The organism is Paenibacillus sp. 2TAF8 (genome assembly GCF_052114825.1).
Classification (GTDB): Bacteria; Bacillota; Bacilli; order Paenibacillales; family Paenibacillaceae; genus Paenibacillus.
The window spans coordinates 40,218-65,978 of sequence record NZ_JBFRFN010000020.1 but is presented as its reverse complement, the minus strand read 5'-3'; the positions used below and the strand labels follow the sequence as shown (position 1 = coordinate 65,978).

Genomic DNA, 25,761 nt, shown 5'->3' with positions numbered 1-25,761 from the left:
TATGGCACAAAAAAGGGTATCTTACTCCTGAGCAATCTCATAATCAGGAGGGATACCCTTGTCTTATATATGCCCGCTGTGTAACGGTCTGGTTGTACCGGAGCAGGCTTGTCCCCACTGCCTTCAGGGACTGTCAGAATGCGGCAAATTAGAAGACTACACCGGACCATACAGCCCCTACGAACTTCAGGCTTCCTCTGACATGGCAGACGAAACCGAGAGCGTTTGCAATCACTTGTTGTATTGTCACCATTGTCAAACAAGCACACTGCTGCCTGTCTCTTTATGGGACTTGTCCGGAAACCTGTAACATTGCCTGCAATGAGGATCTCTAGTGAAGTATGGCAGATACGTCAGTACCCAGTTTGCGCTTATGGATTTCTGCCAATAGCAGCGCGATGAAATCTCTTTCGAGATCCAGTTCGATCGCTTTATGGTAGGAATCCAACAACATCTCATCGGATAACATAGCCATTTCCCGCCACAACCTTTCCTTTATTTTCCTCAAAACTATCATATCAGAGATCACGGAAGAGAACAAGCGTTCTTGTTATCCACAACAACATGTGGAAATCCTGTGCATAGTTTGTTGATAATTGGAAAAAACATAGAATATATATGGGTGGATAATGTGGACATTAATTATACACAGGATGAATAGCATCTCTATGAAATTCAGGATAAACAGAAAAATTAGAGATATTTTCATATTTTCCTTCGATGCTCCGACTGTATTACCCAAAACCGAAAATTTTCAAACGCTTTTCAACCGATTTCTCTTGTATATACTATCGGTTTTCCCTACGTTTTCTTTAGACTTTCCAGCAATTTTCATTGAGGTCTGGTATTCACTTCCAAAATCCATATTCTGCCGGAGTGATCCAAACCATAATCAAATCCCAGCTGACCAATGCCAGGGAACTGCGTTTCCATAATATGTGTACAAGTCAGCGTCAATGAACGCATCTCCTGCCGTTTATGCCGATTAGCGATGTGAGGCAGCGATAAGGCTAGTGCTCTTTTGCCGGACAGCATCGTTCCTCCCTTACTCAGATTTGTCACACACAAACCCGGACGGGCAAGTCTTCCAACCAAAGAACGAAATACCCAGCCCTGCGCAGTCTTGACCACCTTAACTCTGTAATCCACAGGTCTTCCGTGAATGGTTGCAAGATGAATCCCTTGTTGGATCAAGTATCTTCGTTTTGCCTTTACCCGCACAAGGGAACGATACATCTGTCTAAAGCTGGCGAAAGAACGACTAACCTTCATATGTGTATACCTGTAGACCCCACCACTGCTGGATACTCGGATTACGCCATATCCTCCACCGCCAACAACGGGTTTAATGTATACCATTCCGTAACGTTGCAACATAAACAGCAAATTAGCTGAATTAAATGCTTTTGTCTGCGGAATATGATCAGCAGCCACCGGATATTTTATTAATGCAGCCGTCTTCCGCCATTTGCTTGCTAATTGTCTCGACATGGGTTGATCTCCTCTCTGAAACAATGCTCCTTCCTTATACATACTCAACCCATGGATGATTTTCTTGGATGATTGTCCAAGGCAGGGGCCCCTTTTCTGTGGAACATGTCCTGCTTCGTGCAACGGATTCCGGGACAAACGCCGGTTTACTTTTCAAACGGTTCAATCTGTCGTATGCTACTAAAGAATGACTTGTATTAGCTAAAAATGAGGTTCTAAGGAGCGTTCAGAAGACATGGAAGCATTTTTCAAATCACTTTATGGTGTAGCCTACTTCGCAATGTCGATTGTACTGGTCGCGGTGACAGTACTTCTTTTCGTAATCGGGATTCGTCTGTTTATCAAAAAACGCAATCGTGGCTTTGCCCTAAGTTGTATTTTATTTGCCTGTTTCATCGTCTTTATCATCGTCGTGATGTTCACCACGCCCTTCTCTGCCACGCCTCCAGGCTCACCGGAAGCCATGGCTGCCCTGTTGCATTACGGGTAACTGACTTTGTAGAAGGAGATGCTTATGACACGAAATAATAAAACACTTGGAATTGTTGATATTGGCTCAAACTCCATTCGTCTAGTGATCTATGAATTGAGTGAAGATGGAGCGTACCGCATTATTCATGAAGACAAATATGCTGCCAGACTAAGCGGGGTTGTTGAACCGGATGGCAGCATTCAAAGGCAGTCTTTAACATCCGCGATGACTATTTTGCGGCAATTCAAAGCTACCTGCGAAGCTTATCAAACGGAAATGATTCGGGCAGCCGCGACAGCAGCTATCCGCAATGCAACCAATGCCGCGCAGATTATTTCCTGGCTAGAAAATGAGACTGGACTTACTATTGAATGTGTTTCGGGAGATCGAGAGGCTTATTACGGATTTTTGGGCGTGATTCAGTCCATTGATTTGAAGGACGGTTTTGTTGTGGATATCGGGGGCGGCAGTACGGAAATCACCGTATTCCGCAATCGCGAAAGATTGCACAGCGTGTCCCTGCCGATCGGTGCCGTGAATTCTCATGCCCGTTATGGAGGCGAGGATCAATGGACCGAAGCCAATGAACTCGCACTGTGCAATAACGTTATCGAGGCATTAAAGGGGCAGGACTGGATTCGGGAACATCCCGGTTTGCCGTTGATCGGACTGGGCGGTACGATGCGTACACTCGCAAAAGTAGAACAAAAACGGACACAGTACTCTCTGCCAGTGTCACATCATTATGAGATTAGACAAGAAGCGATGGAAAATATCGCCCATTCCTTGCCCTATCTTACTTCGGCCCAACGCAAAAAGGTGCCGGGTCTCGCCAAGGATCGGGCTGACATTATCGTACCTGGCGTACTGATCCTGCGTACCATCTTCCGTATCATCCAGGGAGATCGTTATGTGGTGAGCGGAGCAGGACTTCGTGACGGCCTCTTGAGAGACTATCTCGCATCTGGTCAGCCTGCCGCGCCGGATGCACTGAAAGACAGTATCCGCAATTTCCTTCACTATGGCCCGCCGATCCCAGAGAAACGTCTGAACCGGATCCATCAGGATACAGTTCACTTATACACCGCGTTGCAGGAGGCTGCACCTGATGAATCTGATGAACGAATTCTGTACGCCTCCTCCATGCTGCACATGGCTGGTAAACAGATTAACTATTTTCGGTATACACAGCACTCGGCATACTGGATTATGAATGCAAGCATCTATGGTCTTTCCCACAGGGAAACGATTCTTAGTGCTATTGCAGCTGATTATCATCCAAAAAAAAGAACACCCCAACTGCTGCAGAAGCATGAGGATATTCTAAAAGATTCGGATGCACAACATGCTCACCGTATCGGCTCTTTGCTCCGAGCAGCCGAAGCGATCAACCGTGCGGAGAGCATCGCTGCCATTCACGCAGTCAAAGAAAAAGACTCGCTGCTGGTCACATTGACCTGTACAGACGAGCCTTTACTGGAATTAAACAGTCTAGAAGATGCCGTTAAAGATTTACAGGAAGCCTGGGGAGTTACGATAAAACACTCCACTCAGCAGGCTTCCAAGGGATAATTCCCATCGCCTCCGTCTGACTTCTCAGCGGGGGCTTTTCATTTTTCACAAATATATAATTGCCGTTTGGCATAAGTTCTCTGGCCTTCACATTGTCATTCAGCGACAAATTCAGGATATCCACCAGCATCTTTTTCAATGAAGGATCAAATACAGGACACATGAGCTCAATGCGTCGATTTAAGTTACGTGACATCCAATCTGCACTGGAAATGAAAACATCAGGCTTACCATCATTTTCGAAGTAAAACAACCGGGAATGTTCTAGAAAACGGTCCACAATGCTAATCACACGAATGTTCTCGCTCAGCCCTTCTACACCCGGACGCAAACAGCACACACCGCGAACAATCAGATCGATCTGCACCCCTGCCTGCGAAGCTACATATAATTGATCTATCATTTCCTGATGAGATAAAGAGTTGATCTTGGCAATGATTCGAGAACGTTTCCCCTTCAATGCATGCTCTGTTTCTCTGCGAATCAATGTGAACAACTCGTCCTTCATGCCATCTGGCGCAACACGGAATGCTTGCAATGCCTTCGGACCAGAATAACCGGTAATCTCGTTAAACAGTTCGGATGCATCCTCGCCAATGATTGGGTTAGAGGTGAACAAACCTACATCCGTATACACTTTGGCAGTGCTTTCGTTGTAGTTCCCCGTACCAACGTGAACATATCGCCGTAGCCCTTGCTGCTCCCGGCGTACAATGAGAATGATTTTTGCATGTGTTTTCAGGCCGACCAAACCATAAACGACATGACAGCCTGCCTTTTCCAGTTTCCGAGCCCATGCAATATTCCGTTCCTCATCAAATCGGGCTTTCAGTTCCACAACAACGGTAACCTGCTTACCGCTCTCTGCAGCGAGCGCAAGCGCTGGTATAAGACGTGAGTCACCATTTACCCGATATAGCGTCATTTTGATGGCCAGAACCTGTGGATCTTCCGAAGCTTCCAGTATAAAATCTGTTACGGGTTCAAACGATTCATACGGGTGATGAACCAGCACATCCTGTCTGCGAAGCAGTTCAAAATGACTTTCTCTCGGCAGGAACTCAGGCGGATATACAGGTTGTACAGGACCATATTTCAGATGAGAGAAACCTTCGAGGCTATCCACAAATCCAGCCAAAAAGCTGAGATCCAGCGGTCCGTCAATTTCAAAGATCGGATCCTGAATTTCAAACTCCTCTTGCAGCTCCTGTAGTGCGTCACTACGGAAATCCTTGCACACTTCCAGCCTGACGGGCGCTCCGCGACGTCTGCGGCGCAGCTCTTTTTCGATGGCCTCTAGCAAGTCTTCCGCTTCTTCTTCATTAATGGAGAGATCCGCATTTCGCGTCACCCGGAACTCCTGCACAGCCAGCGATACATATCCGCTGAACAAGGTATGCACATGCTGTTTAATCAGGTCTTCGATCAGAATGAAACTTTTTTTCTTGCTATTGGCCCTCAGGGGAACCTTCACAATGCGAGGAAGATTCGAAGGTACCTGCACGATCGCCATAAACGGCTCGCCATCCTGCTCATCTTCTTTTTGCAGCATTATGGACAGATAAACGGACTTGTTGTGTACCAGCGGAAAAGGCCGGCTCTGGTCGATAGCCATCGGCGTAAGCACCGGAAAAATAATGTCATGATAATATTGATCCATTGCCCGTTGCTGTGTAACATTAAGATCCGCATACTCCTGGATGTTCACACCTTTCTTGGAGAGAAGGCGAATGAGCTCATGATACGTTTTATATTGCTCCGCGACCATGGTCCCGGTTCGTTTAATTAACCTGCGATACAGCCCCGGAGGAGCATAACCTGTGAAATCCTTTTGTGTGAATCCAGCCTTAATCTTCTCCTTGGTCTCTGCGAGTCTGACACTGACAAACTCATCCAGATTGCTGGCAACGATGCTAAGGAACCTCATCCGCTCCAGCATAGGCGTTGTGGAGTCCTGTGCCTCCTGAAGCACACGCCGATTAAATTCAACCCAACTCAAATCACGATTAACATAGTTGCCTGTTTTAATATCTTTATGCATGTATGGCCTCCGAATGTGATGCATGTCAATTCTTATTTGAACGTCTACTATAATTGTACTATTCGTAATCGACTCCAAGCGTCATCGGAATGTTAACGCAATGTTAAATTTATGTAAATGATAACTCATGACCGTAACTTTTTCCATCCCTTTACAAAGCACAATAGACAAGGTAAAGTGAATATCAGTGTGATTTGATCGGCTGTTGTTATCCCAAATTTAAGTCATTTTAAAGGAGTATCTCATGAAATCGAACAAACCTAGAACGTTACAAAAAAATATTGAGTTTTTTACCGCTGCCCTGTCTCAATGTGTAGTTACCGCATGGCAAGAAGATCCTGCAGGGGTATATTGCGAAGTTGGCCGCGGCATTGTGGAGCAGATCAGTGATGACAGTGTACGGATTCGCAATGACGATGGAACAAAAAGCCACTATGCACGGGAAACGACGATGTTTCAAACTGAAAAATAATTTTGCGTAAATATGAAAAAAAGACTAGCTTTCCGAAACAGAGTGTTGTATACTCTTGCCACAAGGAAAGGAGGTGCGTCAACATATCTAATCACATGTTGAACGTGTCCCTTACCCGATCCACTACTTCCAAATAAATTGGATGGTAATGGAGGCGCGGGATACGGATCAATGTTTCAAAAAAGCGCCACGGGTAGAAAAGCCGTCTTCGGACGGCTTTTTGTTTTGTCTTTTTTATAATGCATAGAGATGTAACGTGTGAAAAAGATGGAAAGTTAAGAAAACAACCAAAATATTGGAAACGGACCCTTTAGGAGCATGATTTCCGAAGGCTATAATGAGGATGCATCTCAACTTATAACCGAGGAGGCATGTTGTCATGTTTAGAAATGTAAGGGGTTCCAAAGTGAGATTTTTATTGGCATTTGTTTTATTCTTTACTTCTGTCCTGCTGCCTGCAGGCCAGCACGTCAGCGCTGCACCGGGTTTTGCTAAGGGAGCCGATATCAGCTGGGTTCCCAGCATGGAAGCTCAAGGCTACAAGTGGAAAGATAAAAACGGGGTACAACGGGACATCATTGATATTTTGAAAAAGGATTACCAGATTAACTCCGTCCGCATCCGGGTATTCGTTAATCCTTCGAATGATTATGGTAACGGTTACATGAATAAAGATCGCGCTGCTTCTCTCGCACAACGCGCCAAAAATGCGGGCATGAGCGTCATGCTCACGCTCCATTACAGTGATTCCTGGGCAGACCCGGGCAAACAAACCAAACCTGCCGCATGGAAAAACTATACGTTCCAACAATTGATGGACGCTGTCTGGAACCATACCCGTGATGTAATGACAACGATGCAAAGCAAGGGCGTTACCCCGGACTGGGTACAGATCGGTAACGAAACGAACAATGGTATGTTATGGGAGGATGGCAAAGCTTCAGTCAACATGAAAAATTATGCATGGCTCGTGAATACAGGACATAATGCTGTAAAATCCATAAGCAACGGTACCAAAACGATGGTGCACCTTGCAAACGGAGACGATAATGCTTTGTTTGTTTGGAACATCGGAGGACTGATCAATAATGGAGCTAACTTTGACATGATCGCGATGTCCCTCTACCCTTCCGCTTCTGGCTGGAACACAGCGGTGACCAAGACGGTCAACAATGCAAAGGATATGATCAACCGTTATGGCAAAGAAATCATGATCTCCGAAATTGGCATGGACAACAATCAGGCAGCGGCAGGCAAAAGCTTTGTCGCAGCGATGAAAAATCAAATTCGCAATTTGCCCGGTGGCAAAGGAAAAGGCGTATTCTACTGGGAACCACAAGCTACTCCAGGTTATAATGCGGGATATACCAAAGGTGCATGGCAGTCGAATATGATGCCAACAGCTACCATGGAAGGGTTCATTGACTAAGCACAGAGGTTAGAAGCCTCATGCGCGGGAGGGGGCTGCGGGTGTACGTTACAGGAACGGGGCGTTCTTTCGATCGCTGGTTGTCCTCGGATTTCTGTTTGAATTCCCCCTCCATAGGGGGAAATCCGAGGTCAAACGCGAACGCTCCGCTTCTCCAGAATCGATCCCGCCCCCTCCACTACGCGCTGCTCCTTAGGAAAGGGCTTCTAAAAACGTGCCTGGTCTTTTCACGGGAGTAAGATAAGATTCACAAAAGGCGCTTCCCCTTAGGGATAGCGCCTTTTGACGTTGAAGAGCGTTAGTGTTGTCCCCCTATAGACTGGGTGCTTGAAGGGAGCTACGATTGAGCGTTCCGGGTGCGAGTTCAAATGATCCTGTTCGAAATTACACGAACACCATAACAGAAATAAGAGATGCAAAAAGACTGAGGATAGCAATAATCGCTTGAATACAGCTAAACGATATATTTTCGATCAGAATCATGTGTTTTCTCTGTACAATATACGAAAATACAAATGCAGGAAAGATGACCGGAAGATATTGATAGAGATCGGCTCCATCTGTACTTGGCAAAATTGCTCTGAGATACCCGTTTGTCGTTTCATTAACGATTAACCATGTATAAATCATCCCGATAATTACTGAAAAAAGAAATGCAGATATGAAACGAATCCTATTTCCCGGTAGTCTGAAACGATCAGGCTTTCGCTCTAGTAACTCATCATTAACCACCATCATTCTCCCCCTAATTCATCATTTGACGATGAACTTTTTGATCCTGAAAAGCCCGGTAATTCAGTAAACCAGCTACAATGGCTAAAATCGTCAATACAGCTGCAAACAAATAGAGGTTGACGATGCCAATGTATTCAGCAAGCCAGGCCATGCCTAGCAAAGATATGCAAAATACGAGATGCATCATCGAGGCTTGAGCCGATAAAACCTTGGGCAGCATCAGATCAGCCACACTACTCTGAATTAACGTACGCCGGTTGATCATTGCAAGCTCAGCAAACGGCCCCATCAACATGACTAGAATCAACGCAACAAAAGGCTGTGAGTTTAACGCATAAACCGCGGTTAATATTCCATACCCTGCCATCCCTATCATCATAACTGTAAAATAACGCTGTCCAATGATTCTAGCTAGGGCAAGCACCAGCAAACCACCACCAATGGTTCCAGCAAAATAAGCTGCATTGATAAAGCCCCACCATTCTTCTCCTTGACCAAGCGCGACTTGAACAAAGGCCAATGTGAAGGCCCCTACCCAAATGGAGCCGCCAAGCATATCAATCATATCCATGAATGTAAGTACCCGCAGACGGGGTGTCTTCCATATCATTTTCCAGCCTTCTGTTAACGTATGCCATCTGTTTATGGCAAGGTCAGGTGTAATGTCAGATGACGCATTGAGATGCCTCTCCGACATCTCCGTATGGGCTTGCTCCTTGACGCCTAGTGTAAAAACCGCAGCCAAACCATAAATAACGGCTGTAACTAACAAGGTAGAACTTGATCCAATTAATGCAACAATTACGCCGCTTAGGCCCCAACCTGCAAATTGTACAACTTGATCGCTGATACTCATAAGTCCATTGGCTTTAAGTAAACCTTGTTCATGAGTAACCAGTCGCGGAATCAGTGCATTACGAGCTGGCGTTGTCCATCCATCGAGAAAAGACATCACAAATATAAGCGAAAACACAAGCAGCAATGAAGCCTCTATTCCGTTAAGTTGTATGTACATAGCCAGACAGATAAACAAAAGAAACTGCCCGGTTTGTGACAAAAAGAGTAGGCTAGACAACTTAAAACGCTGGATTAAGAGCGGTGCAACAAGGCTGCTTAATAGTTGGGCTCCACTGCGGATCAATGGTAAAAGCGCAGCAGACACTAGCGAATTCGTACGATCCAGTACCATTACTGTAAGAGCCATAATATATAAAACATCCGCAGCATTGGCTGCCGTTTGAGTTGTCCAGAGATAATAAAAGGCACGTGTTAAATACGAGGACTTCATGAACATCTTTCTCCATTTCTATAGCTTGCTGTGAAAAATCATTAAAGGATACTCTTTTTTAGACATTACATTATCCGTAATCTGCATCATCACTTCCCGATCACGTAAATTCAGTGCATTTGAGTTAGACAATTCTTCGGGTCTGACCCACTTCGCATCTAAAATTTCTTCTGCATCCAGTTGCAGCGACCCACCCGTTATATCACCTATAAAATGGAACAGAACCACCTGCTTCCCAGCACTGCTTCTGAAATTGTAAACTCCTGTTGAGGCTGTTAATCTGACGTCATATCCCGTCTCTTCTTTGGTTTCCCGACGTGCCGCATCCAGTATATCTTCCCCGTACTTCACTCGACCTGAAGGGAAATTCCATGTATTTCTTACAGATGCTTTGTTCTCTTGGATAATAAGCAATTTGCCCTTATGTAAGATCGAAACGCTCACAACGAGTACAATTCCATGCTGCTCCATCCTCCCAACTTCACCACTGTTCAAAAAGTCTACTTCTATAATTAGAACATCAGTTCCTTAATTTGTAAATAAAAGAATCAATCAAGTTTCCCTCTTCATCTTAAATGGTGGTAAAAAAACAGCCCTCCCATCCCCATGGATGGAAAGGACTAGTATGACATTGACTTCTGTTATGACATTGACTTCGCCAGTTTAGTAGCTCGTATGGAGGAAACAGCATAGACGACAAGCGCTGTCCATATCAAGGCAAAGCCACCCAGTAACACAGGTGAAACGGACTCCTTAAACACAAATATGCTCAGTATTAACATAATGGTTGGGCCAATGTATTGAACAAATCCGAGCGTAGACAGCGACATGCGAGCAGCGGCCCGTGCGAAGAACAGTAGCGGCAATGCGGTTACAACGCCGGAAAGCAGCAATTCCAAAAACATGGGCGCAGGCAACGTCCAGGCCGTTGTTTTACCCACAATACCAAGATAAATCCAGTAACCTAATGCAACAGGTAGGACAACTGCTGTCTCGGACAGCAAACCCACTGACGCGTCTTGCTTGATCTTTTTCTTCGCCAGGCCATATAAACCAAAGGAAACAGCCAGCGAAATGGAGATCCACGGAAAACGTCCGTAGTCAATTGCAATGATCAACACCGCAACCGCTGCAATTGCAATCGCGAGCCATTGACCCCGGTTGGGTTTCTCGTGCAGGAAAACAACGGCAAGCAACACGTTGAGCAAGGGATTTAAGTAATACCCAAGGCTAGTCTCCACCACATGGCCGTTGTTTACTGCCCAGATAAAGATCAGCCAGTTGATCGCGATAAGCAGTCCACTTGCTGTGAGCGACAATAGTGTCGAGCGACTGGTCCAGATTCGTTTTACATCACTCCAGCGGCGCTGAATGGCTACTAAAATCCCCATAAATACAAATGACCACACCACACGATGTGACAAAATTTCGCCAGCAGGTACGTCGTTAAAAAGCTTCCAATAAAGCGGGAGAATTCCCCACATGACATACGCAATAATGGCATTGATTAATCCGTTATTCATCAAACGTGCCCTCTCTTTTTCATCTCTGTTGTGTAAACGGATTATACGCCTCGTTCCTTACATAAGTAAAGGAGCACTTCTAGGGAATATTGATATGAATGATATTATCGGCACCATTCCATCTTACTTCTGCCCCCAATGATTCAGAGATAAAACGAAGAGGTACCATCGTAACACCATTCAGCATTTTGGGGTTGAACTTATCTGGTACAATCTGACCATTTAATCGAAGCTTCTCTGATGCAGCAAATATTTCAATGACTGTTTTCCCCTTTTTAACAACACCTGTGAAGTTACCTTGATTCCACTCGATTTTCGCACCGATAGGTTCAAACACACCTCTCAGTGGCACGTAGCTGACATTATTTATAATAACGGGCGGGATGACTAAAGGGACAATCTCACCATTCAATTTGATCTGAATTGGTGCTTGTACAGGCTTAGGCTTTGAAAATCCCCCCAGCGTATCCGTTTTCCATTCCATCAGCGTACCGTTTTTGAGCAGTGCATAATTTCCCCAAAATCGGCTGCTCGCCATATGTAATGCATCGTTAATTCCTAAAATCTGAACAGCCGTGTAGGTAGGCTGATCCCAGTAACTGTACCACATCCATACCGTGCCATCCTTTTTAGTCAGACCAAAGGAAGTTCCATTTCCCCCAGCAATGTGCTGCACGTCTTCTGCCTGAAGCACCTTCGTTGGATGCAGTAACTGTCCAGGTGTGGGATACATTTTGGAGTTATTCCATGTCCATACGGTTCCGTCTTCCGCTAACGCAGCAGCTCTATTCCCCGATGCCGCAATGGCTGTAACTTTCTTGTTTAACCCACTTATCATTGTAGGTTTCCTTAACTTGTCAGGATTCGTCTCTGTAAGCACTGTGCCCCACACATACACATTCCCTCCGGTATCCAGCATCATGGCTGACCCATAACCCGCCGCTATGGATGCGCCTACTGGAAGCCCTTCTACCTTTACCGGCTTATATGAGGGCATACTTACTCGATCCGTCCGTCCCCACTGCCATACTGTCCCGTCTGATTTCAAGGCCAGACTCTGATTACCTTCAGCAGCGATTGCTGTAACATCACTCAAACTTTCTATTTGCACAGGTGCTAAAACGAGATCATTAGRAGCCGTCCCGAGTCCCAACTGCCCGTCCTCGTTCGATCCCACTGCCCATACCGTGCCGTCCTTTTTTAAAAGAAGTGCATGTCGTGTCCCGCCAGCAGCATCGGATACATTGTCAATTTTCATTTGAACCGGAGACTCTGATTGCACAGGATAACCATTACCCAACAAGCCGCTTCTCTGCGATCCACCCCAAGCCCATACTGTTCCATCTTTTTTAACTGCATAAACGGATCGTTCACCTGCAGTAACGACAGCAACATCAGACAAGCGTTTTACTTGTTCACTCGTAGATCCTTCTGCCTGCACATGAGGAAGACAGAAGATACTGACGGCAAGTATTAAGCCCACTCGGGCTAATTTAAAGCGTTTAAATATTCCTCTCTGCATCCTTTATCACCCTTTTCGATAAAATTGGCATTCTTTAAATTAAACGTTAGAGAATGGAATTTAGTTACAACAAAAAAACGCTGATCTGTTTTGACCAGCGTTCTTTATTGGAAAGCTTAACATCTATCCTAGTATAGAAACGTAATTTTCAGTTTACTTCGCTTCGCCAACTACAGTAAAGCGTGCATTTTTATGCTGTGGATTCTCAATTTCATCCACAAGTGCAATCGCGTAATCGGCGTAGCTGATATAGCTGTTACCTTCACTGTTCACCATAATTACATCTTTGCCAGACTGGTATTTTCCAGTACGCACGCCTTCCGGATTGAAGAAACCAGCCGGACTAAGGAAGGTCCATTGAATGCCGGAGGATGCTTGCAAATCTTGCAGGTTTTGGCCTTGGCTCGTTGCCGTTGCTTTGTATGCATCAGGGAACCCAGGGGAATCGACAACACGCAGCGTTTTGGACTCGTCCGTGAACAAGCTTCCTGCACCACCCACAACGATCAGACGAGTGTTAGGAGCATCTTTAAAAATGTTGATAAGCGCTTGTCCTACTTCTACATGCAGATTTTCTTTGCCCGCTGGAGCTCCAAACGCATTCACAACTACATCAAAGGCTTGTACATCTGAAGCAGTCAGATCAAATACGTCTTTTTCCAGTACATTCAGACCTTTATCTTCTAATTTGGATGCATTACGCACGATTGCGGTAACTTCATGTCCACGGTCTGTTGCTTCTTTCGAAATAACATTACCTGCTTTGCCTGTTGCACCAATAATTGCGATCTTCATTATAAATCTCTCCTTCGAAATCTGTGTTGGGTTTATTTTGTATTTAGGTCATGTATTTAACTTTATAATGTAACTATATAAGTTACAACTAGGCTTGTCAACACGTTTTATTTTAGATGGTGATCTTTTTACATAGTCTCCATGTGCACCCGCCCTGTAACTTGCATCTAACAAAAGGGTTGTATGGAGTTGTATATAACATGCCATGCCGTTGTCAAGTTATATAATTTATACTGTATTTGAGGTGATCACTGTGCAAATAAATAGGCTTTTTGAAATTGTGCACATCCTATTAAATAAAAAAATGACTACAGCTAAAGAACTGGCCCACCGATTTGAGGTATCTGTACGAACTATTTATCGAGATATAGATATATTATCTTCAGCAGGTATCCCCGTTTATGCGATTCAAGGAAAAGGCGGCGGCATATCCTTGTTGGATGATTATGTGCTAAATAAATCCGTGCTCTCAGAAGATGAACAAAATGAAATATTATTTGCCCTACAAAGCTTGGGCCTCGCCCAAAATCCTGAAACTGATCGAGTTCTATCCAAATTAAGCAGTTTGTTTAATAAAAACAAAACCAGCTGGATTGAAGTGGATTTATCACCCTGGGGAAGCAATAAACATAAAACATCTGAATTCACAATCCTCAAAAACGCTATTCTGAATCATCAAATTATTGAGTTTACTTATTTTAATTCATCTGGTGCAAGAAGCACTCGAAGGGTTGAACCCCTAAAGCTAATTTTTAAAGTTAACGCATGGTATCTTCAAGGGTTCTGTCTAGGCAAAAACGAATATCGAACTTTCAAAAGCTCACGTATGTCCAATATAGATATAACACAAGATTTCTTTACAGATCGAACACTGGAAGAACCATTAACAGATCATAAGGACGAGGACTCCCAAAAGTGGATTGACATGCGATTGCAGATTGCACCTCAAGGCGCTTATCGAGTGTTCGATGAGTTCAAGGAAAAAGAAATAACCAGAAACCAAGATGGCTCTTATACAGTCACGACCTCTTTACCAGAAAGCAAATGGCTATTTCACTACCTCCTCTCCTTCGGGACCGATATTGAAATCCTAGCTCCACAAAATATACGTGAAATCATCCAAGGAAAATTAGAAGAAATGGTTCGAAAACACAAAAAATTAAAATGATAACTTGACCCGATGTCGTCAAGTTATCACTGGTATATTGGAAATGTCTTAGGGTGCCAAAAAGAAAAACATAAAACAATACAACCAGGAGGTAATGATGACAACTTTAAGGGAGAAATCAGTTTATGATCAGGAACTAAAGGGTAAGCGTGTCCTCGTCACAGGGGGAACAAAGGGAGGAATTGGCGAAGCAACTGCAAGACGTCTCGCTGATGCAGGAGCAACCGTTATTACTACTGCACGGAGCACACCAGGAGAATTGAAAACATCGGGTTTATTTATTCAGGCGGATATCAGCACACCCGAGGGCACATCAAAAATTGTACATGAGATTCTTGAAAAGTTTGGTGGCATTGATATTTTAGTAAACAATGTTGGTGGCTCTTCCGCCCCAATTGGCGGCACACTCATGCAAAGCGACACGGATTGGCAGTCAGTATTCGAAACGAATTTATTTGCCGCTGTACGGTTGGATCGAGGGTTGGTGCCATCTATGCTTAAACAAGGATATGGAGTTATCGTACATATCTCCTCTATCCAGCGGCGGCTTCCAGGTCTTAATACAATGGTATATTCAGCAGCAAAAGCGGCGCTGACTAATTACAGTAAAAACCTTGCAACTGAATTTGCATCAAAAGGGATTCGCGTAAACACCGTTGCTCCAGGTTTTACTGAAACGGAGGGAGCAAAAGATCAGATTAGTCTAATTGCTCAAAGATCTGGAACCAACTATGCAAATGCTCGTCAGGAGTTAATGGATGCTCTTGGCGGTATTCCCATCGGAAGAACCGCTCGACCGGAGGAAATAGCTGAACTTGTCGCTTTCTTGGTATCTGATCGGTCATCTTATATTATCGGAGCGGAACATACGATTGACGGTGGTATAATCCGAACAATCTAAACACTTATAAAAACGAAGGAGAATAACTATGAATATACAATTACCAGAGGTTGTAGAAGCTTACTTTCAGGCATCCAATTCTTATGATAGCGATCTGCTTGGCAAGTGCTTTACAGAAGATGCCATACTGTATGATGAAGGACTGACGTATCCTGGCTCTAATGCAGTAGTAAAGCATATTGTAGAAGCAAATAAAAATTTACTGATTAAAACGGTTGTTACAGATGCTACAGAAAAAAATGAAGAAACGGTTGTCACCGCTACAATTTCTGGAAACTTTGATGGAAGCCCCGTAGCACTTGATTATCATTTCACCATGGAGAATCAGAAAATCTCCACGTTGAACATTGTCATGGCTGGTATAGGTTAAACATCTGTAAATTAACATAAATACTAAGGTATTTAAGCTCTTATTTTTTAACCAAGTCACCGCACATCATGCGCACCAACTGGAGCACGCCGGTTCTTCGCTTCTTTAACGCCATAACAAAAAAGCCTCCATAACGTTGTCAGTACGAGACTAACACGCTATAGAGGCCTTCATCACAACCTCGAAATACTCATTCAAGGCTGGTTAACATTCATCACCCGATTAACAATCTTTATCCGGCACTCCCGCTTCTTCACGCGTACGGAAGGATGAACCGCAACCGCAAGTGGCTACTGCGTTCGGATTGTGAATGGTGAACCCGCCGGACATGCCGGATTCTTCGAAGTCAATTTCGAGTCCGTTCAAATATTTCACATTTTCTTTCTCCACAACGACTTTCATGTCCTGAATGTCCATATATATATCCTCATCGGACTCTTTATCATCAAAGCCCATGGCGTACGAAAATCCGGTACAACCGCCCGGTGCTACGCCAAGACGAAGGAACATTCCAGGAGTCTCTTGCTGTGCAAGCATCTCTTTCAATCGGTCAGCAGCCGTTTCGCTGATATTAATCATGCCAGGTCACTCTCCTTTTCATCACTCTTCCCTAAATTATACTCTACCCCGTCAAGGGGTCAAGTCATGTTTGCCTGTTTCCGCGTTCCTCCTAAACTCCTTTTTCTTCCCAGTGTATTGAACCCCCGGGACACGAGGTTTATAATGGATAGGTGGTCACTCTGAAATTGTCAATATTTTGCCATGACTTAATCGGATGATGGTCATATATAGAGTTGTAATTTTTTTCACATTTCGAGACTGATTCTCAGTCCCCAATGCATATAGAGTCATTTGACTCCTTTTGAAAAAATAAACTTTTCGATTGCAGCACACGCTGCACCGGGTAATAAGAGTTAGTCTTTCACAGGAAGGCGGCAGTTGACCGCATCTTTGCTATGTAGTTCTGCTTGTAAGTTCTACACAACACAACTCGAATTCCGGTAAAGAACAGGAGGAAACAGCATGTCTACATTGGTAACACCGTTCACAGACAAAAGAATGGCTGAAATCGTTGAGAAAGTGCAGAACGGCGTAAGGCTGAGCGTAGAAGACGGCGTATATCTGTATGAAACAGATGATTTGCTGACTTTGGGCCAGCTGGCCAATGAGGCCAATCTGCGGAAAAACGGCAAGAAAGTATATTTCATTGAAAATATGAGCCTTTATTTCACCAACGTATGCGAAGCTCGCTGCGCATTTTGTAATTTCCGCAAAGACCAGGGTGAGGAAGGCTCTTATACATTATCTGGTCCCGAAATGATCGATTATGTGGAACAGCATATTCATCCAGGCGTGCGTGAGTTCCATATCGTAGGTGGACATAACAATCATGTTCCTTTTCAATATTATGTCGATTCCCTCCGTGCTTTAAACGAGAAATATCCGGATGTTACGCTGAAAGCTTACACTGCGGCAGAGATTGATTTCTTCACCCGCATCAGCGGCCTGAGCATCAAGGAAGTTCTGCAGGAGTTGCAAAAAGCAGGTCTGAAAACATTGACTGGTGGCGGCGCTGAGATTCTCTCGGATGAATATCGCAAAAAAATGCGTGTCGACAAAGCCAACGTGGATCGTTATCTTGAGGTGCACCGCACAGCTCACGAGCTCGGCATGCGTACACATACGACGATGTTGTATGGATCGATCGAATCCTATGAGGACCGCGTCAACCATATGGTGCAGATTCGTGAACTGCAAGACGAGACCAACGGATTTATGGTGTTCATTCCGCTGTCCATGCAGCCAAAAAGCAAATCCGCAAGCATTATGCGCCGCAACTCGGCTTATGAGGATCTCAAAACGATTGCGATTAGCCGCCTGATGCTGGATAACATCCAACATGTAAAAGCATACTTCATTAACATCGGTCCACAGCTGACACAGGTCGCATTGAGCTTTGGTGCATCTGACGTGCATGGTACAATTGTGCGTGAAAAAATTAGCCACGCTGCAGGTGCACTGACACCGGAAGGTTTGACACGCAAAGAGTTGATCTGGCTTGTCAAAGGTGCAGGCCGTATCCCTGTAGAACGTGACACGTTCTACAATGAAATTCAGATTTACGAATAGACCTGCCTACATCCAGAGTATTCATCATAAAATAGCAGCGGCATCACTCTTTCGAACGAAACTTGCTTGAACCAAGAGAACGTTTTGCAATGAGTGATGCCTATCTGTGACTATATATCTCAAATTCAGATTTCCTATTTTTAAATTATACAAATGACAATCCATCTTGAATAAAAACAACAAGCGGAGCAGCGATGTGAGTACATGGCTGCTCTACAGGTTGCAGACCCAGCAGTGGGACTGATGCAGAAAGGAAGCCAAGTCATGAAAAATTTCGTCATTCTTGGAGGCGGTTATGGCGGCCTCACAATTATTAAGGAACTTTTGGAAGGGAAAATTCCGGCAGATACCCAAATTGTACTGGTGGACCGGAGCCCTTTTCAGGGATTAAAGACCGAATATTACGCGCTCGCAGCAGGAACGGTATCGGACTACGACTTGCGTATCCATTTTCCGGTGAATGAGAAAGTGACACACCGTTTCGGTGAAGTAACTGCCATTAATCTGGAGCAACGTCAGATTGAATTCGAAGGTCAGGAACCGCTTGAATATGACAAGCTAGTCATTGGACTAGGTTGTACGGATCGTTTTCACAATACACCTGGTGCCGAAGAATACAGCTGTACCATTCAAAGTTTCAGCAAAACACGCGAGACGTATCTGCGTCTTAATGAAGTTAAAGCTTATGGTCATGTTCACATTGTGGGCGGTGGCTTAAGTGGTGTTGAAATGGCTGCCGAATTACGCGAAAGTAGACCCGAMCTGAATATCAGCATTCTGGATCGTGGTGAACGTGTATTATCCGCATTCCCTCAACGTCTCTCCTCTTATGTTCATGAATGGTTCGGCGAACATCAGGTTGAAGCACGAGGACATATCGCCATTTCACGTGTGGAGCCAAACGCGATCTACAACCGCGATGAACAGATACAAACCGATGCTGTCGTGTGGACGGCAGGAATTCAACCGGTAAAAGTAGTTCAAGATCTCGATGTAACGAAAGATCCCCAAGGTCGTGTCGTATTAAATGAGTACTATCAAATTCCGGAGTATACCGACGTTTATGTGGTAGGTGACTGTGCAAGCATCCCTTATGCACCAAGTGGTCAGGCTGCGGAGGTTCAGGGTGAACAGATCGCTCATATTCAGCATGCCCTTTGGAAAGGCGAAAAGCCCAATCCGCAGCCTCTTAAGCTTCGCGGCACACTGGGCGCGCTTGGCAAGAAAGCTGGATTTGGGCTGATGGGCAAAACGTCCATGATGGGACGAGTGCCTCGTATTTTGAAAAGCGGCGTGCTCTGGATGTCCAAGCGTCATCTCGGTTAATTGAGGTTAATCGAGATCCAGCGCATCCCAGGCGTCAGCTTCGGCAATTTTGGCTAGAATGGCATTATATAGATCTTCTACTTTATCTGTGGTGACGACTTCACCATTGACCAGAGCAAAAGGTGTCATATAACATTGGCCACAATTGGTCAGACATCCGTACTCGATCACATCGTAGTCTGGATTTTCATCCAACTGATCCATGATTTCATCGGTGCCAAAATGCATATTGTTAGCACAAAATTCAATAATTGGTCTCATTTCAGTTCACCTGCTTTGTTTGACCATTTTAATTTATGGTCATTTGTAATATAATATAGGAAGGAAAGGAGTTGAACAATATGAGCGAAAACGCACAAAGCACCATGTATGATGAGGTATCTGATGTGCTTGATAAACTTCGTCCGTTCCTGCAACGCGATGGCGGTGACGTGGAACTGGTCGACGTGGAGGACGGCATCATTAAGCTGAAACTGGTCGGTGCCTGCGGCAGTTGCCCAAGCTCCACCATTACCTTAAAAGCCGGGATTGAACGCGCCCTTCTTGAAGAAGTTGAGGGTGTACAAGAAGTTGTACAAGTATTCTAATCAATCCTTCACGAAATAAACCTCAGAGAGCCCTTCGCTTCGCAAGAAGCGAGAGGCTCTTTTTTTAAAATTCCATCAGATTGTAGGCCGGATCGGATCAAGCCCTCCAGATACATCCATAATGTTGCCTGTTATAAAATCCGAATGATCCAGACACAGGTACGTGATCACTCGCGCAATATCTTCTCCACTGCCAGGCCGCCCTCTCGGCGTTTCCTTATCAATTATCCCTGCAATGTCATCAATCGTTTTCTCTTTGTTCGCACCACGAATATCTCCGGGACATACCATGTTCACCGTTATCCCATAAGGCGCTTCTTCCACGGCAAGAGTTTTCGTAAATGAAACCAGACCTACCTTGGCAGCAGCATAGACTGCACGATGAGGCCAGGATCTTGCTTCACCCGCGTGACTGAAGCCAAAATGAATAATACGTCCCCACTGCTTGCGGCGCATTTCCGGCAAAACAAGCTGATCCAGAATCATTGGCCCGAGCAGGTTGCCCTGCACTAACATCTGCACTTCAGCTTCAGAATAATCTGCGAACACCCGACGCTCTCGTACAAATGGACCAGCATTATTCACCAGAATGTCTACATGCCCCAGCTGTGTCTCTACCTCTGTAACGAGTGCGTGTATTTCTTCTACTTTGGATATATCCGCCTGAACGGCAATGCAACGTACGCCTTTGGCGGTAATCTGAGCTTGCAACGATTCGGCTTCTGTTCTGCTATGCACATAATTAAGGGCAATGTGGCATCCCTGATCCGCCAGACTGAGGGCTGTCATTTTACCAAGACCTTTGGCACTTCCCGTTATGAGGGCAATCTTTCCCTTCACGTTCATCCCCCTCTTCAAAGAGCAGTCACTCATCCAGTATAAAAGATTTAGCCTTCCCTCACAACTTGCATGTGTTCACAATCTGTTCCAGTTGACTTAATGGAAGTTAATATGCCCTTCATTCCCAAAAATATCTTGTCTAAAAGCCAAATACTATGATACTCTCGGTTAGCCATATGATCTTATCGTGATAAAAACAAAATACATATCAACGTGTAAATCGCTGCTTACATCGTATGAAAGGATTACTTAAATGAACAAGAAAATAAACAAGAAATGGTTTCTCCCCGCCTTTGCTTTACTTTTCCTTATCTCACTTCCATTTTCAACCATGAAAGTTGCTGCAGAAAATTTTGGTTCAGCCGATGGATTTGAATGGCAGAGTGGCCCTGCAACAGTATTTTTGGAAGATATAGCTTCAGTAAACGTACCGGAAAATCTCGCTTTTTTTGATGAAGAAAATACCAAGAGGTTTATGAAAGAAAATCCTCCTCCTCCGAACGGTACTGAAATTGGTTCTCTTTATAACATGAACATGCAGTTGTATTGGAACGTCATTTTTGAATACCACAACATAGGATATGTCGACGATCGTGACAAAAATGAAATACATGCCAATGAACTGCTGGAAAGTTACAAGCAGAGTCCGGAAGGGCAGCATGAGAAAGCGAGCGCAGAAAATCAATCCTCCGTGCTACGCTGGGATGTTGAGCCTGTGTATGAGGAAAGTAAACATCAATTACGCTATTCCTTAGGATTGCGTGATCCTCTCTTGCAGAACGGGATAGTAAATTATAAAGTAAACTTTTTAACACGTGAAGGTTATATTAGCGTCATACTCGTTACTCCAAGTTATTATTTTGAAGAAAGTCGAAAGCAGTTTGAAGAAATGGTGCTCCAAAATGTTAAAGTCAATAAAAGTCATACATACGAGGAATTTAATGCTTCCTTTGATAAAAAATCAGAGCTTGGTCTCATCCATCTTATTCCGGGCGGTGAAGGGGTAGCTACCAAAAAAGAGGAACGGCAGACTTTAATCAAAAAAGGCGTGATTCTCATTGTTACTGCGTCTGTTACTGTATTCCTCTTCATAAAGCTTCGGCGGAAACTGAGGACTCAGAAATAGTAAAGCCCCGCAGACCTCTTTAAGAGATCGTGCGGGGCTTTCAGTTATTTAGATTTTGCGTTTTATCAACTTAAAATGCAGGTTCAACTGCACCTTGGTAACGTTCTTTGATGAATTTTTTCACCGTTTCGGAGTGGAGAGCTTCTGCCAGTTTTTTGATGGCGTCTGCATCTTTGTTATCTTCACGGGACACCAGAATGTTTGCATATGGATTGCCTTGCAAATCTTCGATCAACAACGCATCTTTAGATGGATTGAGGTTTGCTTCAAGCGCATAGTTTGCATTGATAAATACCAGATCGGCTTCATCCAGCTGACGAGGCATCATGGCTGCATCCAGTTCGATGATTTCCAGGTTTTTCGGATTCGCTGTAATGTCCTGTTTAGTGGATGCAATGTTTGTATTATCTTTGAGCGTAATCAGACCTTTTTTCGCAAGCAACAAGAGTGCACGTCCACCATTGGATGGGTCGTTTGGAATAGCAACTTTAGCGCCATCTTTCAGTTCATCCAAGGATTTAATCTTTTTGGAGTAACCACCGAAAGGTTCTACATGGACTGGAGTCACAGCAACAAGGTTAAAACCACGCTCTTTGTTCTCTGTGTCAAGGTAAGGCTGATGCTGGAAGAAGTTTGCGTCCAGTTTCTTATCTGCCAGCTGTTGGTTAGGTTGCACATAGTCGTTAAACGTCACCACTTGCAAACGAATGCCTTGTGCTTCAAGTTCAGGTTTGATGCTTTCCAGAATTTCAGCATGTGGTGTAGGCGAAGCACCGACTTTCAATTCAACGGTACGCGGAGCACCTGCTGCATTATCCGCACCACTGTCGGATTTCTTGTTGTTGCCGCAAGCTGCGAGTACGGCAATCATCATCAAGCTGAGTAAAATAATAGACCATTTTTTCATCTGTAAAACCCCTTCGCATTTTTATTTTTCAATCTATCTGTTATTTCCGGGTGAAATAAATGACTAGACGATCACCAATCATCTGCAGAAGCTGAACCAAAATAATCATGGATACAACAGAAATAATCATGATCTCATTCTGATATCGATAGTATCCATAGTTAATGGCTAGAGTACCCAGACCTCCACCGCCAACCATACCCGCCATGGCCGTATAGGACACCAGCGTAACGATGGTAATCGTAATTCCGGCAAGCAAGCCAGGTAAAGCCTCAGGTAACAACACCCGTCTGACAATCTGAGCTGTAGATGCCCCCATTGCCTGGGCTGCTTCAATGACACCGCGGTCCACTTCACGTAAAGTATTCTCCACCAGACGTGCAAAATACGGAGCAGCCGAGATGACCAGTGGTGGGATAACACCCAGCACACCTGTAGCGGTGCCCACCAGCGTACGCGTAAACGGAATAAGAGCAACAATTAATATGATGAAAGGTACCGAACGTAAAATATTAACAATAACAGATAATATGATGTAGGTTAGTTTGGAACTAGGTGAAGCCGAGCGGCCTGTCATAAACAGAATGACACCAAGCGGCAAACCCAAGAGAACAGTAAACAAACCGGATACAGCAAGAATTTGCAATGTTTCAATGGAGGCCGTACCGACCTCTTCCCAGCGTACTTTGGAAAAATCCATTATCGCAGCACCTCCACATCAAGTCCTTCTGCGGTTAGTTCAGACAAGGTCTGTTCAATCGCAGCGGAGTCACCTTCGAAACGCACCGTCAATTGACCATAAGGAACCTGCTTGATTGTAGAGATTGTACCTTGCAGAATAGCAAAATCCACACCTGTTTTGCGAACCGTTCTCGACAGAATCGCTTCATAGGTTTTATTTCCAAGAAATGAAACCTTCACCAACTTGGAAGAAACACCTGCTGCCAACTCCGTTCCTGCGTTCGCCATAACCGTTTCCTCCAGTGCGAGTCCACCTTCGCTGTCCCGTGAAACAAAATCCCGCGTAATCGCATGCTGCGGTTTCATGAATACCTCTGTCACTGGCCCTTGCTCCACAATGCCACCTTGATGGATAACGGCTACCCTGTCACAGATGTTCTGAATGACATGCATCTCGTGGGTAATCAGCACAATGGTCAGATTATACTTCTCATTAATATCCAGCAATAGCTTCAGAATCGAATTGGTTGTTTGCGGATCAAGTGCCGAAGTTGCCTCATCACAAAGAAGTACACTCGGATCACTTGCCAGAGCTCTCGCTATCCCTACCCGTTGCTTCTGTCCACCGGACAACTGAGCCGGATATTTACTGCTGTGCTGCTCTAATCCAACCAGAGCGAGCATTTCCTTCACCTTGCGATCTATCGCATCCTTAGGTGTGTTGACCAGTTTTAACGGGAATGCCACATTGTCGTATACCGTTGCCGAAGACAACAGATTAAAATGCTGAAAAATCATACCGATCTTGCGTCGTTGCTGCTGTAGTTCACTTTTGCTAAGTTCGGTCAGGTTAATGCCATCAACCCAGACCTCACCCTCCGTTGGGCGCTCAAGCAAATTAATACATCGGATCAATGTACTTTTCCCTGCACCCGAGTGACCAATCACGCCGAAAATCTCACCCTTCTGAATCTTCAGATCAAGGTGTGACAAAGCCGTCGTTGTTTTGGCGCGTTTGCCGTATGTTTTGGTTAATCCAACCAGTTCAATCAATAGTACTGCTCCTTCCCCATCACCTACATATATCTTTACCCGAAGGAAGAGAAAACTCCCCTTTCTATGCAAAAAAGAGCCCCTTTGCAGATACAAAGACGGCTCTTCACGTGAAATGACCTTCTCATCTGCCAAAATCATGCCATACATGATTCTGTAGGAATTAGCACCTAACACCTGCGATGATGACGTTATGCCATCATCGCAGATCGGTTGCCGGGCTTCATCGGGCCTGTCCCTCCGCCACTCTCGATAAGAGAAATATAAAATTGTAGGTTTATATAGTTTCATGTAGTTCATCATGTATAATGACCAAACTGCATCAAATGCTGTATTATAGACACGATTCCTTGTAAGCTTCGATCTGGAACTCAGTATAATTCAAAGTATTCCGATTTGTCAAATGGTATTATTTTTTTCAAATACACGGATTCGTTTAACGTTTCATAATCTGTTTACGCCAGATTCGATTGATGTATCGATACGCCATATGCAGCGTTTCACAGACCATATCCACACCCTGCTGCATCTCCAGAAGATGCTGATCCAGATCCTCTAGCTTTACTTTTCCACGCATCGTCTGATGTAACTGCCACAGGTCATCCTGCATTTCTGAATTCATATAATGGATCTCCATATTCCGCCGCTTGCGCAGTTTGCTCATCGGTTCCCTATAAGCTTCCTTGATTTTAATTAATTGCTGTGCGAGTTCATGATGGTCCCGATAATAATCAAATTGTCTTAGAACGGTATAATAGGAGAAATGTACTTTCGTTTTAGAGGTGTTTAATTGGAAGATTTCATTTAAAACCGTACCCAATTTATCCAGAATAGCGAAGCACCGAATAAATGCATCTTTGTAGAAATAAACATAGCGCGCATACTCTGCCTTTTCAGCAGAACTCATATCCCCCGTTGAACCAGCAACTACTCTTCTACGGAAATGCGCGGCTGCAAAATAACTCTGCTCCAGTTCATCCAACGAGGAAATTAGTCCCTGTGTCCATATATACAACTTCCGATAATCATGATTCGGATCATGGTCGACATACATCTGTTTCTCAAAAGAATCCAGGGTAAACGCCATGGTATCCATAGCCTCTTTCAATTTCCCCTGATTCACTCGTGGCTTTTCCCCTAATAAAGTACGCAGCATAGATGGCCTCCTCTTTCCACTGATGACGGCAAATATATATTATCACAGCTGTTAACAGCTGAAGATGCAGCTTAAGCCTAAACTGAAGCGAGAGTTTCGAAATAGCGTTCATCATTCATTGGTCATTTGTTAATCATAACAACTTGATTTAGGTTGCCCTGCTACCTCTCACATCA

Annotated in this window: 28 protein-coding genes and 1 riboswitch; of the genes, 12 read left to right on the top strand and 16 right to left on the bottom strand. The window is 44.4% G+C overall.

Annotated elements, in window-relative coordinates; translation table 11 throughout:
* The first annotated feature begins 58 nt into the window (after nt 1-58).
* A complete protein-coding gene (locus AB4Z30_RS23555) occupies nt 59-310 on the top strand; it encodes a hypothetical protein (protein WP_441929874.1) in 252 nt (83 codons plus the stop codon).
* Between the two features lie 21 nt (nt 311-331).
* On the opposite strand, the gene AB4Z30_RS23550 is transcribed toward AB4Z30_RS23555, so the two are convergent.
* Together AB4Z30_RS23550 and AB4Z30_RS23545 are read right to left on the bottom strand one after the other, a co-directional pair.
* On the bottom strand, nt 332-475 hold the full coding sequence (locus tag AB4Z30_RS23550; RefSeq protein WP_024632651.1) for a sporulation histidine kinase inhibitor Sda: 144 nt from the start codon (nt 473-475) through the stop codon (nt 332-334).
* A gap of 356 nt (nt 476-831) precedes the next feature.
* Nucleotides 832-1,491, bottom strand: a complete 660-nt coding sequence (locus tag AB4Z30_RS23545) for a YheC/YheD family protein (RefSeq protein ID WP_441929873.1) — start codon at nt 1,489-1,491, stop codon at nt 832-834.
* Nucleotides 1,492-1,726: 235 nt separating this feature from the next.
* Between AB4Z30_RS23545 and AB4Z30_RS23540 the strand changes: the two genes are divergently transcribed.
* Entirely contained in the window at nt 1,727-1,981 is a 255-nt protein-coding gene (locus tag AB4Z30_RS23540; protein ID WP_123064687.1) for a hypothetical protein, read from the top strand.
* Between the two features lie 24 nt (nt 1,982-2,005).
* Nucleotides 2,006-3,535: a Ppx/GppA phosphatase family protein gene (locus AB4Z30_RS23535; protein WP_441929872.1), complete on the top strand. Its 1,530-nt coding sequence runs from the start codon at nt 2,006-2,008 to the stop codon at nt 3,533-3,535.
* Here the strand turns inward: AB4Z30_RS23535 and ppk1 are convergent.
* Nucleotides 3,495-5,576, bottom strand: coding sequence for a polyphosphate kinase 1 (gene ppk1 / locus AB4Z30_RS23530; protein WP_441929871.1), 2,082 nt, complete (start codon nt 5,574-5,576; stop codon nt 3,495-3,497). The two genes, AB4Z30_RS23535 and ppk1, sit on opposite strands and share 41 nt — an antisense overlap.
* A gap of 244 nt (nt 5,577-5,820) precedes the next feature.
* On the opposite strand from ppk1, the gene AB4Z30_RS23525 reads away from it, so the two are divergent.
* Together AB4Z30_RS23525 and AB4Z30_RS23520 are read left to right on the top strand one after the other, a co-directional pair.
* Entirely contained in the window at nt 5,821-6,048 is a 228-nt protein-coding gene (locus tag AB4Z30_RS23525) for a hypothetical protein (RefSeq protein WP_441929870.1), read from the top strand.
* A 379-nt stretch (nt 6,049-6,427) separates the two neighbouring features.
* On the top strand, nt 6,428-7,477 hold the full coding sequence (locus AB4Z30_RS23520; protein WP_441929869.1) for a glycoside hydrolase family 53 protein: 1,050 nt from the start codon (nt 6,428-6,430) through the stop codon (nt 7,475-7,477).
* 384 nt (nt 7,478-7,861) lie between these two features.
* Here the strand turns inward: AB4Z30_RS23520 and AB4Z30_RS23515 are convergent, their stop codons facing one another.
* The 6 genes from AB4Z30_RS23515 to AB4Z30_RS23490 form a co-directional block, all read right to left on the bottom strand.
* A complete protein-coding gene (locus AB4Z30_RS23515) occupies nt 7,862-8,215 on the bottom strand; it encodes a hypothetical protein (protein ID WP_441929868.1) in 354 nt (117 codons plus the stop codon).
* Nucleotides 8,216-8,222: 7 nt separating this feature from the next.
* Nucleotides 8,223-9,500, bottom strand: a complete 1,278-nt coding sequence (locus tag AB4Z30_RS23510; RefSeq protein ID WP_441929867.1) for an MFS transporter — start codon at nt 9,498-9,500, stop codon at nt 8,223-8,225.
* Between the two features lie 18 nt (nt 9,501-9,518).
* Nucleotides 9,519-9,971 (bottom strand): NUDIX hydrolase, encoded by a 453-nt coding sequence (locus AB4Z30_RS23505; protein WP_441929866.1) that lies wholly within the window; start codon nt 9,969-9,971, stop codon nt 9,519-9,521.
* A 170-nt stretch (nt 9,972-10,141) separates the two neighbouring features.
* A complete protein-coding gene (rarD, locus tag AB4Z30_RS23500) occupies nt 10,142-11,023 on the bottom strand; it encodes an EamA family transporter RarD (RefSeq protein ID WP_441929865.1) in 882 nt (293 codons plus the stop codon).
* 79 nt (nt 11,024-11,102) lie between these two features.
* Nucleotides 11,103-12,545: a stalk domain-containing protein gene (locus AB4Z30_RS23495; protein ID WP_441929864.1), complete on the bottom strand. Its 1,443-nt coding sequence runs from the start codon at nt 12,543-12,545 to the stop codon at nt 11,103-11,105.
* A 153-nt stretch (nt 12,546-12,698) separates the two neighbouring features.
* Entirely contained in the window at nt 12,699-13,340 is a 642-nt protein-coding gene (locus AB4Z30_RS23490; RefSeq protein WP_441929863.1) for an NAD(P)-dependent oxidoreductase, read from the bottom strand.
* A gap of 253 nt (nt 13,341-13,593) precedes the next feature.
* Between AB4Z30_RS23490 and AB4Z30_RS23485 the strand changes: the two genes are divergently transcribed.
* The 3 genes from AB4Z30_RS23485 (at nt 13,594) to AB4Z30_RS23475 (ending at nt 15,779) form a co-directional block, all read left to right on the top strand.
* The gene (locus tag AB4Z30_RS23485; protein WP_441929862.1) at nt 13,594-14,508 is read left to right on the top strand and encodes a helix-turn-helix transcriptional regulator; all 915 of its coding nucleotides are present in this window, start codon (nt 13,594-13,596) and stop codon (nt 14,506-14,508) included.
* A gap of 97 nt (nt 14,509-14,605) precedes the next feature.
* Nucleotides 14,606-15,409 carry an SDR family oxidoreductase gene (locus AB4Z30_RS23480; RefSeq protein ID WP_441929906.1) on the top strand — a complete coding sequence of 268 codons (804 nt, stop codon included), beginning with the start codon at nt 14,606-14,608 and terminating at the stop codon, nt 15,407-15,409.
* A 28-nt stretch (nt 15,410-15,437) separates the two neighbouring features.
* Nucleotides 15,438-15,779 carry a nuclear transport factor 2 family protein gene (locus tag AB4Z30_RS23475; RefSeq protein ID WP_441929861.1) on the top strand — a complete coding sequence of 114 codons (342 nt, stop codon included), beginning with the start codon at nt 15,438-15,440 and terminating at the stop codon, nt 15,777-15,779.
* A gap of 222 nt (nt 15,780-16,001) precedes the next feature.
* Here the strand turns inward: AB4Z30_RS23475 and AB4Z30_RS23470 are convergent, their stop codons facing one another.
* The gene (locus AB4Z30_RS23470) at nt 16,002-16,358 is read right to left on the bottom strand and encodes a HesB/IscA family protein (RefSeq protein ID WP_434749531.1); all 357 of its coding nucleotides are present in this window, start codon (nt 16,356-16,358) and stop codon (nt 16,002-16,004) included.
* 444 nt (nt 16,359-16,802) lie between these two features.
* On the opposite strand from AB4Z30_RS23470, the gene mqnE reads away from it, so the two are divergent.
* Both mqnE and AB4Z30_RS23460 read left to right on the top strand, forming a co-directional pair.
* A complete protein-coding gene (mqnE, locus tag AB4Z30_RS23465) occupies nt 16,803-17,909 on the top strand; it encodes an aminofutalosine synthase MqnE (RefSeq protein ID WP_441929860.1) in 1,107 nt (368 codons plus the stop codon).
* A gap of 264 nt (nt 17,910-18,173) precedes the next feature.
* Nucleotides 18,174-19,235 (top strand): NAD(P)/FAD-dependent oxidoreductase, encoded by a 1,062-nt coding sequence (locus AB4Z30_RS23460; protein ID WP_441929859.1) that lies wholly within the window; start codon nt 18,174-18,176, stop codon nt 19,233-19,235.
* A 6-nt stretch (nt 19,236-19,241) separates the two neighbouring features.
* On the opposite strand, the gene AB4Z30_RS23455 is transcribed toward AB4Z30_RS23460, so the two are convergent.
* On the bottom strand, nt 19,242-19,496 hold the full coding sequence (locus AB4Z30_RS23455; RefSeq protein ID WP_441929858.1) for a YuzB family protein: 255 nt from the start codon (nt 19,494-19,496) through the stop codon (nt 19,242-19,244).
* A gap of 80 nt (nt 19,497-19,576) precedes the next feature.
* Here AB4Z30_RS23455 and AB4Z30_RS23450 point away from each other — a divergent pair, with 80 nt between their 5' ends.
* Complete coding sequence (locus AB4Z30_RS23450; RefSeq protein ID WP_053783253.1) at nt 19,577-19,822, top strand: NifU family protein; 246 nt, start codon at nt 19,577-19,579, stop codon at nt 19,820-19,822.
* Between the two features lie 75 nt (nt 19,823-19,897).
* Here AB4Z30_RS23450 and AB4Z30_RS23445 read toward each other — a convergent pair whose 3' ends face one another.
* A complete protein-coding gene (locus AB4Z30_RS23445) occupies nt 19,898-20,662 on the bottom strand; it encodes an SDR family oxidoreductase (protein WP_441929857.1) in 765 nt (254 codons plus the stop codon).
* 253 nt (nt 20,663-20,915) lie between these two features.
* Between AB4Z30_RS23445 and AB4Z30_RS23440 the strand changes: the two genes are divergently transcribed.
* Nucleotides 20,916-21,788 (top strand): DUF2167 domain-containing protein, encoded by an 873-nt coding sequence (locus AB4Z30_RS23440; RefSeq protein WP_441929856.1) that lies wholly within the window; start codon nt 20,916-20,918, stop codon nt 21,786-21,788.
* Nucleotides 21,789-21,858: 70 nt separating this feature from the next.
* Here AB4Z30_RS23440 and AB4Z30_RS23435 read toward each other — a convergent pair whose 3' ends face one another.
* The 4 genes from AB4Z30_RS23435 to AB4Z30_RS23420 form a co-directional block, all read right to left on the bottom strand.
* Complete coding sequence (locus tag AB4Z30_RS23435) at nt 21,859-22,695, bottom strand: MetQ/NlpA family ABC transporter substrate-binding protein (protein WP_441929855.1); 837 nt, start codon at nt 22,693-22,695, stop codon at nt 21,859-21,861.
* Nucleotides 22,696-22,735: 40 nt separating this feature from the next.
* The gene (locus AB4Z30_RS23430; protein WP_090919566.1) at nt 22,736-23,395 is read right to left on the bottom strand and encodes a methionine ABC transporter permease; all 660 of its coding nucleotides are present in this window, start codon (nt 23,393-23,395) and stop codon (nt 22,736-22,738) included.
* Entirely contained in the window at nt 23,395-24,429 is a 1,035-nt protein-coding gene (locus AB4Z30_RS23425) for a methionine ABC transporter ATP-binding protein (protein ID WP_441929854.1), read from the bottom strand. Before AB4Z30_RS23425 ends, AB4Z30_RS23430 begins: the two co-directional genes overlap by 1 nt.
* A 121-nt stretch (nt 24,430-24,550) precedes the next feature.
* A riboswitch (SAM riboswitch) is annotated at nt 24,551-24,688 on the bottom strand.
* A 177-nt stretch (nt 24,689-24,865) separates the two neighbouring features.
* Nucleotides 24,866-25,585, bottom strand: coding sequence for a Cthe_2314 family HEPN domain-containing protein (locus AB4Z30_RS23420; RefSeq protein ID WP_441929853.1), 720 nt, complete (start codon nt 25,583-25,585; stop codon nt 24,866-24,868).
* Nucleotides 25,586-25,761: the final 176 nt, after the last annotated feature.